The following is a 16675-nucleotide window of genomic DNA, read 5'->3' as shown; positions in this document are numbered from 1 at the left end:
TGGAGCCTCTAGCTGTCCTTGGTCATCCGCGTGATGCCCGCGATCCGGTACGCCTCGGCCTCCTCCAGCGTCTCGTTCTCCAGCAGCGCCGCGGCCAGGTCGTCCAGTTGGCCGCGGTGGTCGCGCAGTTGACGGCAGGCGCTCTCGTAGCACTCGTCGACGATCCGCCGCATCTCGCCGTCGATCGTGTCGAGGGTCTCCGGGGCGGCCGAGAGCCCGTACGCCTGCTGTGCGTCGTTCGGCAGGGCGGAGAGGCGTCCCACGCGCTCGCTCATGCCCCAGCGGGCGACCATGCCACGCGCGATGTTGGTGACCTGCTCCAGGTCGTTCTCGGCGCCGGTGGTGATGACTCCGTAGACGACGTGTTCGGCGGCCATGCCTCCCAGGGCACCGATGATTCGGCCCCGAAGGTATTCCTCGGTGTAGGCGTACTTGTCGGAGTCCGGGGTGGAGAGCGTCACGCCCAGGGCGCGGCCGCGCGGCACGATCGTGATCTTGCGGACCGGGTCGGCGCCGGGCTGCAGCATGCCGAGCAGGGCGTGCCCGCTCTCGTGGTACGCCGTGCGGCGGCGCTCCTCCTCCGGCATGACCAGCGGCCGTTCGGCGCCGAGCTGGACCTTCTCCATGGCTTCGGAGAGGTCGGACTGCGTGACCTGCTTCTGCTTGCGCTTGACGGCGAGCAGGGCGGCTTCGTTGGCGAGGTTGGCCAGTTCGGCGCCGGTCATGCCCGGTGTCGTACGGGCGACCTGGGCGAGGTCGACGTCGTCGGCCAGCGGGATGGCGCGCGTATGGATCTTGAGGATGGCCTCGCGTCCGCCGCGGTCGGGCGGCGAGACGTTGACGACGCGGTCGAAGCGTCCCGGCCGGGTGAGGGCGGGGTCGAGGATGTCGGCGCGGTTGGTGGCGGCGAGCACGATGACGCCCTCGGCGCCCGAGAAGCCGTCCATCTCGGTGAGGATCTGGTTCAGGGTCTGCTCGCGCTCGTCGTGCCCGCCCATCCCGCTGCCGCCGCCCCGCGCGCGCCCGATGGTGTCGATCTCGTCGATGAAGATGATCGAAGGGGCGACCTTGCGGGCCTCGGCGAAGAGTTCACGCACGCGTGAAGCGCCCACGCCCACGATCATCTCGATGAACTCCGAGGCGGATGCCGAGAAGAAGGGCACGCCCGCCTCGCCCGCGACCGCGCGGGCGAGCAGGGTCTTGCCGGTGCCGGGCGGCCCGGCGAGCAGCACGCCGCGCGGCATCTTGGCGCCCATCGTGCGGTAGGCGTCGGGGTTCTTCAGGAAGTCGACGACGTCGTTGAGCTCGCCCTCGACCTCGTCGATGCCGGCGACGTCCTCGAAGGTCGTCCGCTTCGCCCCGGGCTCCAACTCGACCGGTTTGGGCGGCGTCTTGCGGCCGAGCATGCCGCCGCCACCGCCCATGCCCGCGCTCATGCGCCGCGCGATGAAGATCCACAGCACGACGAGCAGCAGCATCGGGGCGAGCGAGATGAGCAGGTTCGACAGGAAGCTGCGCTCCTGCACCACGGGCTCGGCGGTGACGGTGACCTTGTGCTTGGTCAGGTCGTCCCAGAGCTTGTCGTCGGCGAAGGCGGGCCGCTGCGTCGTGAACTTGGTGTAATTCCCCTTGTCCCCGTCCGGCTTGGGCTGCTCCTTCTTGAGCTGGCCCTGGATCGCGTCGCCCTTGGCGTAGATCTTCGTGACGTTGCCGTCGTCGACCTGCTTGCTGAACTCCGTGTACGAGATGGTCGGCTCGTCGCCCTCGTTGAAGAACGACAGCACGAGGTTGGCGATGAGATAGACGATCAGAGCCGTCAGGATCAGGCTCCCCCAGCCGCCCGGCATCTTCTTCTTCGGCGGCGGCGTGGGTGCGGGCGGGGGCGCGCCCTCGGAGCGCCACGGCTGATCGGGCGCCTGGCGCGGCGGCACAGGGTTGCTCATATTCGGACGTTACGTCACAAAACAAACCTGGGCACCCGCGCGGAAACACCTGGGGCGCCCCTCACCAGAGAGGCGCCCCAAGCGGCGTACGCGACGATCCGAGCTCAGCCCATGAACTTCTTGAACTCGTCGGGCAGCTCGAAGTCCTTGCCCGGCTGGCCGCCGCCCGGGAGGCCGAAGGCGCCCCCGGCCTGACCGGCCTGCTCGCGGCGCGTGGCCTCTTCCTGCTCCTGCTGCTTGCGCTTCATCGGGTTGCCGGAGCGCTGCTTGCCCTTGGCCTGCTTCTGCTTCTTCTTCTGCTTGCCGGGGCCGCCGCCCATGCCCGGCATCCCGGGCATACCCGGCATACCGCCGCCCTGGGCCATGCGGGACATCATCTTGCGGGCCTCGAAGAAGCGCTCGACGAGGTTCTTGACCGCGCTGACCTCGACGCCGGAGCCCTTGGCGATACGAGCACGGCGCGAGCCGTTGATGATCGTCGGCTCCTGGCGCTCGGCCGGGGTCATCGACTTGATGATGGCGGCCGTGCGGTCGACGTCCCGCTCGTCCAGGTTGTTGATCTGGTCCTTGATCTGGCCCATGCCGGGCATCATGCCGAGCAGCTTGCTGATGCTGCCCATCTTCCTGACCTGCTCCATCTGGGCCAGGAAGTCGTCGAGCGTGAAGTCCTGGCCCTTCTTGGAGGCCAGCTTCGAGGCCATCTTCTCGGCCTCTTGCTGCGAGAAGGTCTGCTCGGCCTTCTCGATCAGCGTGAGCATGTCGCCCATGCCGAGGATGCGGGACGCCATGCGGTCCGGGTGGAACGCGTCGAAGTCGTCCAGCTTCTCGCCGTTCGAGGCGAACATGATCTGGCGCCCGGTGACCTGCGCGATCGAGAGCGCGGCACCACCGCGGGCGTCACCGTCGAGCTTCGAGAGGACCACGCCGTCGAAGCCGACGCCGTCGCGGAAGGCCTCGGCCGTGTTGACCGCGTCCTGACCGATCATCGCGTCGACGACGAAGAGGACCTCGTCCGGGCTGACCGCGTCGCGGATGTCCGCGGCCTGCTGCATGAGCTCCTGGTCGATGCCGAGACGGCCGGCGGTGTCGACGATGACGACGTCGTACTGCTTCGTCCTGGCGAACTCGATGGAGTCCTTGGCGACCTGTACCGGGTCACCCACGCCGTTGCCCGGCTGGGGGGCGTAGACGCCGACGCCGGCGCGCTCGGCGACCACGCTCAGCTGGTTGACGGCGTTGGGGCGCTGGAGGTCGCACGCCACCAGGAGCGGGGAGTGGCCCTGCTCCTTCAGCCAGCGGCCGAGCTTTCCGGCGAGGGTCGTCTTACCGGCACCCTGCAGACCCGCGAGCATGATGACCGTCGGCGCGGTCTTGGCGAACCGCAGGCGCCGCGTCTCGCCGCCGAGGATGCCGATGAGCTCCTCGTTGACGATCTTGATGACCTGCTGGGCGGGGTTGAGGGCCTGGGAGACCTCGGCGCCGGCCGCGCGCTCCTTGACCTGCTTGATGAAGGCACGGACGACGGGCAGGGCCACGTCCGCCTCGAGCAGGGCGATGCGGATCTCGCGCGCCGTGGCGTCGATGTCCGCCTCGGACAGGCGGCCCTTGCCCCGGAGGTTCTTGAATGTCGCTGCGAGGCGGTCGGAGAGAGTATCGAACACGGCGGTCGCGAATCCTCGGATCTGGGGGCGGGCTGACAGGTCGCCTTCCAGAGTATCTGCCGCGTGCCGGTGCCCGGGGCTCCGGGCGGGACTTCCCTGCCGCGACCACGGCCCCGCCCGGCCACCGGCCCGGCCCGGCTACCTCCGCAACGCCTCCTCCACCCCACGGGCGACCTCCGCCGCACGCTCCCCCGACAACGGCGCCCCGTCGGTCCCCGTCACGTAGAAGGCGTCCACCGCGTTGGCTCCCAGCGTCGACACATGCGCACTGCGCACCATCACCCCGGCCGCCTCCAGCGCCCGCCCGATGCGGTGCAGCAGCCCCGGTGCGTCCTGGGCCCGCACCTCGATCACCGTCGCGCGCCGCGAGCCCGCCGGGGCCACCGTCACCCGGGCCGGCGGCGCCACGGTCCCCCGCCGCCGCGGATAGGCGGCGTCCCGCTCGGCAAGGCGCCCCGCGATGTCCAGGGACCCGTCGAGAGCCCGGACCAGATCGGCGCGGAGCCGCGTGGCCTGCGGCAAGGACCCGTACTCCGCCGCGACCCGCCAGTTCAGCAGCAGCACCGACCCCTCGACCCCCTCGATCCCCGCAGGCGGCCCGGCCTCCCGCAGCTCCGCGGTCCGCACCGCGAGCCGGTGCGTGGCAAGGACCCCGGCCACCGCGGACAGCACCCCCGGCTGCTCCGGCACGGCGACCATCAGCTCCACGCCCAGCGGCGCCGACTCCGCCGCGTCGGCGGGCTCCCCCTCGGCCCGCGCCCGCAGGGACAGGACGGGACCGCCCGTGCGGAACGCCTCCACCGCGAGCCGCTCCTGCTCGGCCGTGGGCGCCGCGGCCTCGGGATCCGCGGGCTCGTCCCCGGCGAGGACCGCCCCCACCCGCTTCACCAGGTCGGCGACGAGCGCGCCCCGCCACGCCGACCACGCCGCGGGCCCGGTCGCGAGCGCGTCCGCCTCGGTCAGCGCGTGAAGGAGCTCCAGCGTCCCCACGGACCCGACCGCCTCGGCGACGCCCCGCACCGTGGCGGGATCGTCCAGGTCACGCCGCGTCGCGGTCTCCACGAGGAGCAGGTGGTGCCGCACGAGGCACGCGACGACCTCCCCGTCCGCCCGGTCGAAGCCGACCCGCGCGGCCACGTCCCTGGCGATGATCTCCCCGGCCACGGAGTGGTCCCCCGGCCACCCCTTCCCGATGTCGTGGAGCAGCGCGGCCACCAGCAGCAGGTCGGGGCGCCCCACCCGCCGCGTGAGCTCGGCGGCCCGTACCGCCGTCTCCACCAGGTGCCGGTCGACGGTCCAGGTGTGGACGGCGTTCCGCTGCGGCCGGCACCGCACCCGCTCCCAGTCCGGCAGCATCCGCGTGATGAGCCCCTCGGCCTCCAGCGCCTCCCACACCTCGACGGTGGGCCGGCCCGCGCCGAGCAGCGTCACCAACTGCTCGCGCGCCTCGGCGGGCCACGGCGTGGGCAGCGGCCTCGCCACCGCCGCAAGGCGTCGCACGGCGTGCAGCGACAGCGGAAGCCCGGCCTGCGCGGCGGCCGCGGCGGCCCGCAGCGGAAGGACGGGGTCCCGCTCGGGCCGCGCCGCACGGGCGAGCACGACCTCCCCCTCCTGCTCCACGACCCCCTCGGCGAGCGGCGAACGCTCGGCGGCGGCAGCGCCCCGCCCACCGGCGGCACTCCCCCGCCCACCACCCAGCAGCCCCCGCAGCCGAGGCCGTGCGGCCCGCGCCCGCAGCACGCGCCCGACCTCGCGCCAGGTGACGTCGCTGGCATACGAGACGACGCGGGCCGCCTCGTACACCTGACGGAGCAGGGTGTCGGCGTCCAGCAGGCCCAGGGCGGCGGCGACCTGGTCCTGCTCCTGGAGGGCGAGCCGGTCGGTGGCCCGTCCCGTGGCCAGGTGCAGCGCGTCCCGCACGTCCAGCAGCCGCCGCCGGGCGTCGGCGAGGCCCTCGCGGGGGGCGTCCGCGAGCCACGAGGCGGCGACCGCCCGCAGCGCCGTGGCGTCGCGAAGCCCGCCCCTGGCCTCCTTGAGGTCGGGTTCCAGGAGGTGACTCAACTCGCCCTGCCTGGCGGCCCGTTCCTCGCAGAGCGCGCGCAGCTCGGGCAGCCGCTTCGGCGCCTGGTTGCGCCAGTCGGCGAGCACGGCGGTGCGCATCCCCGTGGTCAGCCCCAGGTCGCCCGCGACATGCCGCGCGTCGAGCAGTCCGAGGTGCGCCTTGAGGTCATCGCCGGCGGTCCTGCGGGCCTCCGACGGCGTGCGCACGGAGTGGTCGAGGGCGAGCCCGAGGTCCCAGACGGGGTACCAGAGGCGATCGGCCAGGGCGGCGACCTCCGCGGCGTCGGCGCTCCCGTCGTGCAGCAGGAGCAGGTCCAGGTCGCTGCGCGGCGAGAGCTCGCCGCGCCCGTAACCGCCCACCGCGACGAGCGCGGCACCCCGCGGCACGCCCTCGGCGCCGCCCGCGGCCCGGAAGAGCCCGGCCAGCCAGTCGTCCGTCAGCTCGGCGAGGGCACAACGGCGCGGCGGCCCGGACCGTGACTCCTCCTGGAGGAGCCGCAGCCGGGCCGCCGCGTAACCGCTGGGTCCGGAGCCTTCCGATTCCGATTCAGTACGTACGTCCACACTCGTCACCCAGCAGCTCCTGTTCAGTCCCGCTCAGTTCCGCGTCGTCGCCCGCGTCCGGCCCGACCGCCTCACAGCGCGTCGGGCCCGCGCTCGCCGGTGCGCACCCGGACGGCCGTGTCGACCGGGACGCTCCAGACCTTGCCGTCCCCGATCTTGCCGGTACGGGCGGCCTTCACCACGACATCGAGGAGCTGTTCGGCGTCGTCGTCCTCGACGAGCACCTCGATGCGGATCTTCGGCACGAGGTCCACGGTGTACTCGGCGCCCCGGTAGACCTCGGTGTGGCCGCGCTGCCGTCCGTAGCCGCTGGCCTCGGTGACGGTCAGGCCCTGGACGCCGAAGGCCTGCAGTGCTTCCTTGATCTCGTCGAGCCGGTGCGGCTTGACGACCGCGGTGATGAGCTTCATGCGTCCACCTTCTTGTTCTTCTTCTGGGCCTGGGCACCGTCCTGGACCGGCGCGGGCACCGGGGGCGGCGTCGTACGCGGGGCCGTGCCGCCGCCCGCGCCGCTGAAGTCGTAGGCGGTCTCGGCGTGTTCGACCTGGTCGATGCCCGCGACCTCGTCGTCCTCGGCGACCCGCATGCCGATCGTCCTGTCGATGAGGAGGGCGAGGACCGCGGAGGCGATCAGGGAGTACGCGAGCACGGCCCCGACCCCCGCGAGCTGCTTCCACAGCTGCTCCAGGCCGCCGCCGTAGAAGAGGCCCTGCGCCTTCGACTGACCGCCGCCGGTGGCGAAGAAGCCGACGAGGACCGATCCCGCGATGCCGCCGACCAGGTGGACGCCGACCACGTCGAGGGAGTCGTCGTACCCGAACCTGAACTTGAGGCCCACGGCCATGGCGCACAGCAGACCGGCGATGGCACCGATGGCGATGGCGCCGAGCGGCGAGCAGGAGCCGCCGGACGGGGTGATGGCGACGAGCCCCGCGACGGCGCCCGAAGCGGCGCCCAGCGTGGTGAACGCGCCGTGCCGGATCTTCTCGTAGATGAGCCAGGCGAGCATGGCCGCGGCGGTGGCGACCTGCGTGTTGACGAACATGAGCGCGCCGACGCCGTCGTCGTTGCCGAGCCACGACCCGGCGTTGAAGCCGAACCAGCCGAACCACAACAGGGCCGCGCCGAGCATCACGAGCGGCAGCGAGTGCGGCCGCATCGGGTCCTTCTTGAAGCCCACGCGCTTGCCGATGACCAGGATCACGCCGAGGGCCGCGGCACCGGCGTTGATGTGCACGGCCGTGCCGCCCGCGAAGTCGATGACGCCGAGCTCGAAGGCCCAGCCGCCGGTGCCCCACACCCAGTGCGCGACGGGGAAGTACACGATGGTGGCCCACAGGGCGACGAACAGCGCCCAGGCCGTGAACTTCACGCGGTCCGCGAGGGCGCCGCTGATCAGCGCGGGCGTGATGATCGCGAACATCAGCTGGAAGACGGCGAAGACGTAGACCGGGATGGTGTAGCCGTCCCAGAGCTGGTTGATGCCGAGGCCGCTGAGCCCGACGTAGTCGCCCTCCCACCCGAAGAGGCTGCCGTGGTCGGTGCCGAACGCCACGGAGAAGCCGTACAGCACCCAGAGGATGGTGACGATCCCCAGGCTGATGAAGCTCATCATCAGCATGTTCAGGGTGCTCTTGACGCGGACCATGCCTCCGTAGAAGAAGGCGAGTCCCGGCGTCATGAGCATCACCAGGGCGGAACAGATGAGCATGAACCCGGTGTTGGCGGCAGACAGCTCGGGGGCGTCTGCGGCGATCGTGATGCCTGGGGGCATCGGCGTCTCCTCGTCGTCGTATGCGGCCCGTGCGGGCGAAGCCTGTGCGGTACCGAGGGGCCCTGCTCCTGGGGAGGGCGGGGCTGGGGGCCGGTTATGCGCCAGAGATTGGCGCAGCGCCGTTTCGGCGGGCGCCCCCCGGTGTTTCACCGCAGTGACGAAGAGGTCGTGCGTGTTACGCGGTCATGAACTGCCGGGTCGGGCGGGGCGCGAGTTCATACCCTGCGCACACCGCAGAAACCGGCCGCGGAGGCCATCCGATTGACCTGGCGTGGGGGAGCCGAGTCGGGCTGTTCGGGATGGTCCTGCCGCGGCCGGAGCCGGTCGTGCCGGTGCTTCAGACCGCCTCCGCGGTTTCCGGCATCTCGATGGCGAGCCGCTCGGTGATCTGCAGGACCTCGGCGACGTCCCCGAAGTCCCGCACGGCGGTGTCGACGGTCTTGCGCAGGCGGGTGTTGACCCGCTCGGAGCGCACCTTCTTGGCGATGTCGAGCGCCTGCCCCGCCAGGACGGTGCTCTGCTCGGGCTCGCGCCGGAGCAGGTGGACGGTGGCCTTGCCGATGAGGTTGAGCGCGTACGAACGCTGGTGCTCGATGTCCTTCTCGAAGAGCTCCACGGCGCGGTCCATGACGGGCTCGGCGAGCGAGGCGTACGTGGGGCTGCGGCCCGCCACGTAGGCCAGGTCGCGGTAGGAGTGGGCGTTCTCGCCGTTCAGTTCGGCCTCGGAGAAGAAGCGGATCCAGTCCGGCTCGGGTTCGTTGAAGTCCTCCGCGTCGGCGAAGGTGTCCTCGGCCATCCGCACGGCCCGCTTGCACTTGCCGGGCTGGCCCATGCTGGCGTACGCGCGGGCCTCCATCGCGTACAGCATCGCCTGGGTGCGGGGGCTGGCGCAGTCGCGGCTGCCGTACTGCGCGAGGTGGATCAGTTCGAGGGCGTCGTCGGGCCGGCCGAGGTGGATCATCTGGCGGCTCATGCTGGAGAGGATGTACGAACCGAGGGGCTTCTCGCCCGCCTCCTTGGCGGCGTGCAGGGCGAGGACGAAGTACTTCTGGGCGGTGGGCTGCAGGCCCACGTCATAGCTCATCCAGCCCGCCAGCTCGGCCAGTTCGCCCGCGACCTTGAACAGGCGCCGGGACGTGGCTTCGGGCTGGGGCTCCTGCAACAGGTCCGTCACCTCGTGCAGTTGACCGACGACGGCCTTGCGCCGGAGCCCTCCCCCGCATTGGGCGTCCCACTGACGGAACATCACCGTGGTGGACTCGAGCAGGTCCAGCTCCGGCTTGGAGAGCCGCGCCGGGCGACGCGAGACGGCGGCGGGCTCGGGCTCCGCGGGCGGCGTGGACGGCGAGGGCACCAGCCAGCGCTGCATGGGCTCGATGAGGGCGGGACCCGCGGAGAGCGCGAGCGAGGTGCCGAGGAATCCCCGGCGGGCGAGCATCAGGTCGCTGCGCGAGAACTCACTGATGAGCGCGACCGTCTGCGGCCCGGTCCAGGGCAGGTCGACGCCGGAGGAGGCGGGCGTGCGGTGCGCGGCTCGCAGGCCGAGGTCCTCGACGGCGACGACGCAGCCGAACCGCTCGGAGAACAGTTCGGAAAGAATGCGGGGAATCGGCTCGCGAGGATTCTCGCCGTCCAGCCAGCGGCGCACCCGTGAGGTGTCCGTGGAAATGTGATGGGCGCCCAACTGCCGTGCCCTGCGGTTCACTTGGCGCGCCAGTTCACCCTTCGACCAGCCGCTGCGCACGAACCAGGACGTGAGCATCTCATTGGGGCGCTTCTCAGCGTTCGTGCCGCCTCCGCCATTGCCGCCCACTGGAACGCCCCCATCCCTCAAGACACTTGCCGCTGTCCACGCCAAGCCCTAACAGAATGCCGCGTCTTGCGGCTGTCCGTCCGGAGAATGTCACCCATCGAACAGGAAACCGACTTGCCTCCGGCATACCCGCGGGTGCTCGAACTCCCGGGGTCGTGCACTGAAAGTAATCCTACGATCACCCCTCCGGCGAGGGCGATCCCGGAAACGCCACCATTCGCCACCCCTTCGAATGAACTCCCGGGCGGCCACAAGCGATTCACTTGACATAGGACGACGGAAAGTGGGCGGAGCGGAGTGCACCGGGGCGCATCCCACCGGGCGCACCACCCGTGAGCCCGCCGGGCGCCGTCGTGAAAACAGAGGGTCACGATCCGATTCCGTCACGTAACCGCGGCACGCTCGACCCGTTGGAGGGGGCATGGGCTTCACGATCGGCGGCACCCGGGGAACCGACAAGCCCCGGACCGGATCACGGCGGCGCGCTCGCGCCTCGGACTGCACCACGGTGGCGGAGTACACCGGCCTGTGGGGCTGGGACGCGGTGCCCGGCGCCCGCGCCCTGGACGGCGTCTGCTCGTGCGGCGCCGCCGACTGCGCGGCCCCGGGCGCCCACCCCCTGGACTTCGCCCCCGAGGTCCCCGCCGGAGCCACGCTCGACGAAGTGGCGGACGCCTGGGCCGAGTTCCCCGGCGCGGCCGTGCTGCTGCCCGTGGGGCGCGCCTTCGACGTGATCGAGGTGGCGGAGACGGCGGGGCGGCGCGCCCTGGTCCGGCTGGAGCGGATGGGTCTTCCCCTGGGGCCTGTGGCGGTGACGCCGGACGGCCGGGCGCAGTTCTTCGTCGCCCCGGGCGCCGCGACGGAACTCCCCCAGCTGCTCTACCGCATGGGCTGGGACGACGCCGCCCTCGACCTGCACGGCCTGGGCCCCGGCGACCACATCACGGCGCCGCCGTCCGACCGCGGCGGCCTCGGCCCGGTCCAGTGGCTACGCTCCCCCGCACTCGACTCGGCGACGAACCCGCCCCAGGCGCGCCTACTCCTCGGGACACTGGCGTACGTGGCCCATCGGTCACCGACCTGAGCCGCCACCACATACGGAGCCACCGCATCCGGAGCCACCGCATCCGGAGCCACGGCACACCGAGCCACCCCATACGGAAGGGCCTCCCCGCATCTGCACCATGCGGCGAGGCCCTTCCTTTTCGTACGACTTCGTACGGCTTCGCGCGACTTCGTAAGGCTTCGCACGACTCACGCGACTCGCACGACACCCCCGAAGGGGCGCGCGGAACTGCGTGACAAGCCACCACGCACCCGCAGACGAGCACCGGCGCGCGGAGCCCCCTAGTCCCCGATGAGCGCGTCCACGAACGCCTCGGGCTCGAACGGCGCCAGGTCGTCCGCGCCCTCGCCGAGACCCACCAGCTTGACCGGCACGCCCAGCTCGCGCTGCACGGCGACGACGATGCCGCCCTTGGCGGTGCCGTCGAGCTTGGTGAGGACGATGCCCGTGATGTCGACGACCTCGGCGAAGACCCGCGCCTGCACCAGGCCGTTCTGCCCGGTCGTGGCGTCCAGGACGAGGAGGACCTCGTCCAGCGGGGCGTGCTTCTCGACGACGCGCTTGACCTTGCCGAGCTCGTCCATCAGGCCGGTCTTGGTGTGCAGCCGGCCCGCGGTGTCGATGAGCACGACGTCCGCGCCGTCCGCGATGCCCTCCTTGACCGCGTCGAAGGCGATCGAGGCGGGGTCGCCGCCCTCGGGGCCGCGGACCGTGCGGGCGCCGACGCGCTCGCCCCAGGTCTGCAGCTGGTCGGCGGCGGCCGCGCGGAAGGTGTCGGCGGCACCGAGGACGACCGAGCGGCCGTCGGCGACGAGGACGCGCGCCAGCTTGCCGGTGGTGGTGGTCTTGCCGGTGCCGTTGACGCCGACGACCATCACGATGCCCGGCGTCTCCAGGCCGGACTCGGTCTTCACGGCGCGGTCGAAGTCGGTGCCCTCACCGGTGCCGAGGAGCGTGAGGAGCTCCTCGCGCAGCAGGGCGCGCAGCTCCTCGGGGGTGCGGGTGCCGAGCACCTTGACGCGCTCGCGCAGCCGCTCGACGAGCTCCTGGGTGGGCGCGACGCCGACGTCCGCGGTGAGCAGCGTGTCCTCGATCTCCTCCCAGGTGTCCTCGTCGAGGTGCTCGCGGGACAGCAGCGTGAGCAGCCCCTTGCCGAGCGCATTCTGCGAGCGGGAGAGCCGGGCGCGCAGCCGGACCAGGCGTCCGGCGGTGGGTTCGGGGGTCTCGATCTCCGGCGCGGCCGGCTCTTCGGCGACCGGTTCCTCGACGACGACCGGGGCCGAGGCCGACGGCTCGACGAGCGGGAGTTCCACCTCCTCGATCGTGCGGCGCGGTTCGTCGCGCGGCGCCTCGGCCTCTTCGCCGACCTTCGGTTCGGCGGCAGGTGCGGTGATGGTGGGCGTGCTGGACGGGGCCTGCGAAGGCAGCTGCTTCTTCTTGCGGCTGCCGATCACGAGCCCGCCGAGCGCGCCGATCACGACCACGGCGATGACTACAGCAAGGATGACGATTTCCATAACCCACCCAGTATCGGCCATGGCCCCCGCAGAGGCCCAGATTGTGGTTTCCTCCAAAGAACATATGCACAAGCAGGGCACTACTCGGACTAAAGTACGATGGAGCTCGCCGCATCAACGCGCGTAGAGTCCATCGCGATCACCCCCACCGACGGATCGCGACGTTGCGAGCCGAGCGAGAGGCACGGACCCACCCCCATGACCACCACCGCCGAAACCGAAGGCGCCCTCGAGACACGCGGCCTTGAGCCCGTCCCGGACGCCGAGCGCACCGGCAAGACTCGCGAGCTGTTCCCCACCTGGGTGGCGGCCAACATCAGCGTCCTGCTGCTCACCATGGGCGCGGGCCTGGTCGTGTCCAACCGCCTGAACTTCTGGCAGGTCCTGGTCGTCGCGCTCGTCTCGCCCCTGCTGAGCTACGGCATGGTCGGTCTGATCTCCATCGCCGGCAAGCGCGGCGGCTCGCCGGGCATGACGCTCTCCCGCGCGGTGTTCGGCCAGCGCGGCAACCTCTTCCCGGGCGCGCTGATCTGGGTCGCCCGCTGGGGCTGGGAGACGATCAACGCGGTCACGGGCGCGTACGCGATCATCACGGTCCTGAACATCTGCTTCGGCATCGAGTCGAGCACCGCGCTGACCGTCGTCACGCTGGTCGCCTTCGTCGCCGCGACGTTCCTGATCAGCGGCCTCGGCCGCAAGATCCTGCACATCTGCAGCACCTGGTCGACGTACGCCTTCGGCGCGTTCAGCGTGCTCGTACTGATCTACCTCCTCGCCGAGACCGACTGGTCGGCCGTCTTCGACAAGCCCGCGGGCTCCACCGCGATGATGGTCGCGGGCGTCGGCACAATCGCCGCGGGCGGCATCAGCTGGGTCCCGACGGGCCCCGACTTCACCCGCTACCTCCCGCGCACCGCCTCGAACAAGCCGCTCGTCGGCCACGCCATCGGCGGCGCCGGCATCGTCGTCGTCCCGATGGTCCTGATGGGCGCCGTCATGGCGGTCTCCGACCCGAAGCTGTCCTCGGCCCAGGACCCGGTCTCCTTCCTCGGCGAGCTGCTCCCGATGTGGATCGCGGTGCCGTACCTGCTGATGGCCCTCATCGGCATGCTGCTGATCAACTCGATGTCGATGTACTCCGCGGGCTTCACCGCCATGACGCTCGGCATCAAGGTCCCGCGCGCGTGGGCGGTCAGCGTGAACGCGATCATCAGCCTGATCTTCGGCTACATCCTGATGAACGTGGCGACGAGCTTCATGGGTTCGTTCATCTCCTTCCTCACCCTGCTCGCGGTCGCCTTCTCCGCCTGGATCGGCGTCTTCGGCATCGACATGCTGCGCCGCAAGACGTACGACGGCGAGGCCCTGATGGACACCAAGCGCACCAGCGCCTACTGGTACAAGGCCGGCTTCGCCTGGCAGGCCATGACGGCCTGGGCGGTCGCCCTGATCGTGGGCCTGCTCTTCACCAAGGTCGACTGGTTCAGCGGCCCGCTGGCCACCTCCTGGATCGGCCGCCACGGCCTCGGCTGGCTGGCCACGATCCTCATCGCCGCCGCGCTGTACGCGATCCTGCCGAAGACCCCGCTGGTCGAGAAGGACGCGGCCGCGGCCGGGAAGAGCGACGGCGGGGGCGAGACCGAGCTGGTCTCCGCCTGATCCGCGCCATCTTCGGTACGGAGTACTCCAACTTCCGTACGAGGCTATCCATCTGACACCACGTCAACTAACGTCCCCCTTCGCCGCCCACGCACGGTGAAGGGGGACGTTTGCATGCCCGCCACAGTCGTACGGTTCAACCTCGTCGATCCCGCGGCGACACCCGCCTCGTTGAGCGAGCGCTACCGGACCGCCCTGGAGATGGCCACCTACGCGGACGACCGCGGCATCTCCACCATCCAGACCGAGGAGCACCACGGGGCGGAGAACAGCTGGATCTCCTCGCCCTTCACGTTCGCGGGCGCCGTCTTCGGCGCGAGCCGGCGCATCGCGGTGACGGTGTCCGCGATCATCGGCCCGCTGCACGACCCGCTGCGGCTCGCCGAGGACATCGCCGTACTCGACCTGCTGAGCGGCGGCCGCCTGGTCACCGTGGCGGGCATCGGCTACCGGCCCGAGGAGTACGAGCAGTCGGGCGTCGACTGGAAGCTGCGCGGCAAGCTCCAGGACGAGCTCCTGCAGACCCTGCTCGCGGCCTGGACGGGCGAGCCCTTCGCCTTCCGCGGCCGCACGGTGCGCATCACCCCGCGCCCGTTCACCCAGCCGCACCCGATGCTGCTCGTCGGCGGCTCGTCGAAGGCGGCGGCGCGGCGCGCGGCCCGGCTCGGCCTGCCGTTCTTCCCGAGCGCCCACCTGCCCGACCTGGAGGCGTACTACAACGCCCAGCTCGCGGAGCACGGCACGGAGGGCTGGACGATGATGCCCGCCGCAACGACCCCGCTCCTGCACATCGCCGACGACCCGGACCGCACCTGGGCCGAGCACGGCGAGCACTTCCTGCACGAGGCCCGCACGTACGCCTCCTGGCAGAACAAGGACATCCACTCGGCGGTGAAGTCGGGGGCCACCACGGTCGACGAGCTGCGCGCCGAGGGCGTCTACCGCGTCCTGACGCCCGAGGAGTGTGTGACGTACGCCAAGGGCGACGTCGACAGCCTCATCCTGCACCCGCTCGTCGGCGGCATGCCCGTCGACGAGGGCTGGCGCAGCCTGCACCACTTCTGCGAAAACGTACTGCCCCGGCTCAAGGACAAGTGAGCACGAGTCCTTCAGCCGGGGCAGCTTCCTGATGAGGAGGGGGCAGCGGGGTTTTAGCCCATCTCCTCCAGGGCCTTACCCTTCGTCTCCTTGACGAACTTCATGACGAAGGGGATCGAGAGCGCCGCGAAGGCGCCGTAAATGATGTACGAGCCGGTCAGCGACCACTCGGACATGCTCGGGAAGGTCTTGGTGATCGCGAAGTTGGCGAGCCACTGGGCGGCCGCGGCCACACCGAGCGCGGCGGCACGGATGCGGTTCGGGAAGATCTCGCCGAGCAGCACCCAGACCACCACGCCCCAGGACAGGGCGAAGAAGAGCACGAAGGCGTTGGCGGCGATGATCGCGGTCAGGCCCTGCGCGTTCGGCAGCGAGACGGTGTCACCGGAGCCGGTCTTGTACGAGAACGCCCACGCCATGGTGAACAGGGCGGCCGCCATGCCCGCGGACCCGATGATCGCCAGCGGCTTGCGGCCGATGCGGTCGACGAAGATCATCGCGATGACCGTACCGACGATGTTCACGATCGACGTCTCGAAGGAGTACAGGAACGAGCTGGACGGGTCCTTGCCGATCGACTGCCACAGCTGGTTCGAGTAGTAGAAGATCACGTTGATGCCGACGAGCTGCTGGAAGACCGAGAGCCCGATGCCGATCCAGACGATCGGCAGGAAGCCGACCTTGCCGAGCAGGTCCTTGAACGACGGCTTGTGCTCGCTGCGCATGCCCGCCTCGATCTCGGCGACGCGCGCGTCCAGGTCGATGGCGGTCCCCTCGACCTCGCCGAGCACCTTCTTGGCCTCGACGTCCCGGCCGACCGAGATCAGGAAGCGCGGCGACTCGGGGATGATGAAGGACAGCAGGCCGTAGAGGACGGCCGGGATGACCATGACGCCGAGCATCCACTGCCAGGCCTCCAGGCCCATCAGCTTGCCGCGCTGGTCGCCGTCGGCCATGTTCAGGATGCCCCAGTTGACCAGCTGGGAGACGGCGATGCCGATCACGATCGCGGCCTGCTGGAACGAGGCGAGCCGGCCGCGGTAGGCGGGCGGCGCGACCTCGGCGATGTAGGCCGGGCCGATGACCGAGGCCATGCCGATGCCGATGCCGCCGATGAGGCGCCACACCGTCAGGTCCCAGGCCGCGAACGGCAGGGCCGAACCGATGGCGCTGGCCGCGAAGAGGACGGCGGCGATCTGCATGCAGCGGATGCGGCCGATGCGGTCGGCGATGCGCCCCGCGACCGCGGCACCGACGGCACAGCCCAGCAGGGCGGTGGCGATGATCCAGCCGAGCATGTTGGCGTCGACGTCGAAGCGGTGCTGGATGGCGACGGTCGCGCCGTTGATCACCGAACTGTCGTAGCCGAAGAGGAAGCCACCCATCGCGGCGGCCGCCGTAATGAAGATGACATGGCCGAGATGGTCCGGCTGGGCCTCTCTGGCTCCGGACTGAGGCGCCTGCGATGTGCTGGTCACGTGTACTCCTCGGGCCACCGGCAACGTTGCCGGGGTGGGGG

General features: G+C 70.9%; 11 protein-coding genes. 3 read left to right on the top strand and 8 right to left on the bottom strand.

Annotation, left to right across the window (positions count from 1 at the left end; translation table 11 throughout):
• Positions 1-8 precede the first annotated feature (8 nt).
• The 6 genes from ftsH to nsdA all read right to left on the bottom strand — a co-directional run bounded on the left by ftsH (position 9) and on the right by nsdA (position 9816).
• The gene (ftsH, locus tag ACZ4D5_RS36240; RefSeq protein ID WP_467776728.1) at positions 9-1943 is read right to left on the bottom strand and encodes an ATP-dependent zinc metalloprotease FtsH; all 1935 of its coding nucleotides are present in this window, start codon (positions 1941-1943) and stop codon (positions 9-11) included.
• Between the two features lie 104 nt (positions 1944-2047).
• Complete coding sequence (ffh, locus tag ACZ4D5_RS36235; protein WP_467776727.1) at positions 2048-3604, bottom strand: signal recognition particle protein; 1557 nt, start codon at positions 3602-3604, stop codon at positions 2048-2050.
• A gap of 138 nt (positions 3605-3742) precedes the next feature.
• A complete protein-coding gene (locus ACZ4D5_RS36230; RefSeq protein WP_467776726.1) occupies positions 3743-6238 on the bottom strand; it encodes a [protein-PII] uridylyltransferase in 2496 nt (831 codons plus the stop codon).
• 62 nt (positions 6239-6300) lie between these two features.
• Complete coding sequence (locus ACZ4D5_RS36225; protein WP_362340004.1) at positions 6301-6639, bottom strand: P-II family nitrogen regulator; 339 nt, start codon at positions 6637-6639, stop codon at positions 6301-6303.
• Complete coding sequence (locus tag ACZ4D5_RS36220; protein WP_467776725.1) at positions 6636-8003, bottom strand: ammonium transporter; 1368 nt, start codon at positions 8001-8003, stop codon at positions 6636-6638. The genes ACZ4D5_RS36225 and ACZ4D5_RS36220 overlap by 4 nt, the downstream gene beginning before the upstream one ends.
• A gap of 337 nt (positions 8004-8340) precedes the next feature.
• Positions 8341-9816: a transcriptional repressor NsdA gene (nsdA, locus tag ACZ4D5_RS36215; RefSeq protein ID WP_467776724.1), complete on the bottom strand. Its 1476-nt coding sequence runs from the start codon at positions 9814-9816 to the stop codon at positions 8341-8343.
• A gap of 421 nt (positions 9817-10237) precedes the next feature.
• Here nsdA and ACZ4D5_RS36210 point away from each other — a divergent pair, with 421 nt between their 5' ends.
• Positions 10238-10900, top strand: a complete 663-nt coding sequence (locus ACZ4D5_RS36210) for a bifunctional DNA primase/polymerase (RefSeq protein ID WP_467776723.1) — start codon at positions 10238-10240, stop codon at positions 10898-10900.
• A gap of 263 nt (positions 10901-11163) precedes the next feature.
• Here ACZ4D5_RS36210 and ftsY read toward each other — a convergent pair whose 3' ends face one another.
• A complete protein-coding gene (gene ftsY, locus ACZ4D5_RS36205; protein ID WP_467776722.1) occupies positions 11164-12399 on the bottom strand; it encodes a signal recognition particle-docking protein FtsY in 1236 nt (411 codons plus the stop codon).
• A gap of 198 nt (positions 12400-12597) precedes the next feature.
• Here ftsY and ACZ4D5_RS36200 point away from each other — a divergent pair, with 198 nt between their 5' ends.
• Positions 12598-14058 (top strand): cytosine permease, encoded by a 1461-nt coding sequence (locus ACZ4D5_RS36200; RefSeq protein ID WP_467776721.1) that lies wholly within the window; start codon positions 12598-12600, stop codon positions 14056-14058.
• Positions 14059-14172: 114 nt separating this feature from the next.
• Positions 14173-15156, top strand: a complete 984-nt coding sequence (locus ACZ4D5_RS36195) for an LLM class flavin-dependent oxidoreductase (protein ID WP_467776720.1) — start codon at positions 14173-14175, stop codon at positions 15154-15156.
• Between the two features lie 53 nt (positions 15157-15209).
• Here the strand turns inward: ACZ4D5_RS36195 and ACZ4D5_RS36190 are convergent, their stop codons facing one another.
• On the bottom strand, positions 15210-16634 hold the full coding sequence (locus ACZ4D5_RS36190) for a sugar porter family MFS transporter (RefSeq protein ID WP_467776719.1): 1425 nt from the start codon (positions 16632-16634) through the stop codon (positions 15210-15212).
• Positions 16635-16675 lie beyond the last annotated feature (41 nt).

Source organism: Streptomyces sp. NPDC025651, assembly GCF_055558735.1.
This window is presented reverse-complemented; position numbering and strand designations above follow the sequence as displayed.

Bases quoted from the DNA above. Each gene is read 5' to 3' on its own strand.
- ftsH (WP_467776728.1), bottom strand. From the start codon at position 1,943: ATGAGCAACCCTGTGCCGCCGCGCCAGGCGCCCGATCAGCCGTGGCGC.
- ACZ4D5_RS36225 (WP_362340004.1), bottom strand. From the start codon at position 6,639: ATGAAGCTCATCACCGCGGTCGTCAAGCCGCACCGGCTCGACGAGATC.
- ACZ4D5_RS36220 (WP_467776725.1), bottom strand. From the start codon at position 8,003: ATGCCCCCAGGCATCACGATCGCCGCAGACGCCCCCGAGCTGTCTGCC.
- ACZ4D5_RS36210 (WP_467776723.1), top strand. From the start codon at position 10,238: ATGGGCTTCACGATCGGCGGCACCCGGGGAACCGACAAGCCCCGGACC.
- ftsY (WP_467776722.1), bottom strand. From the start codon at position 12,399: ATGGAAATCGTCATCCTTGCTGTAGTCATCGCCGTGGTCGTGATCGGC.
- ACZ4D5_RS36200 (WP_467776721.1), top strand. From the start codon at position 12,598: ATGACCACCACCGCCGAAACCGAAGGCGCCCTCGAGACACGCGGCCTT.
- ACZ4D5_RS36195 (WP_467776720.1), top strand. From the start codon at position 14,173: ATGCCCGCCACAGTCGTACGGTTCAACCTCGTCGATCCCGCGGCGACA.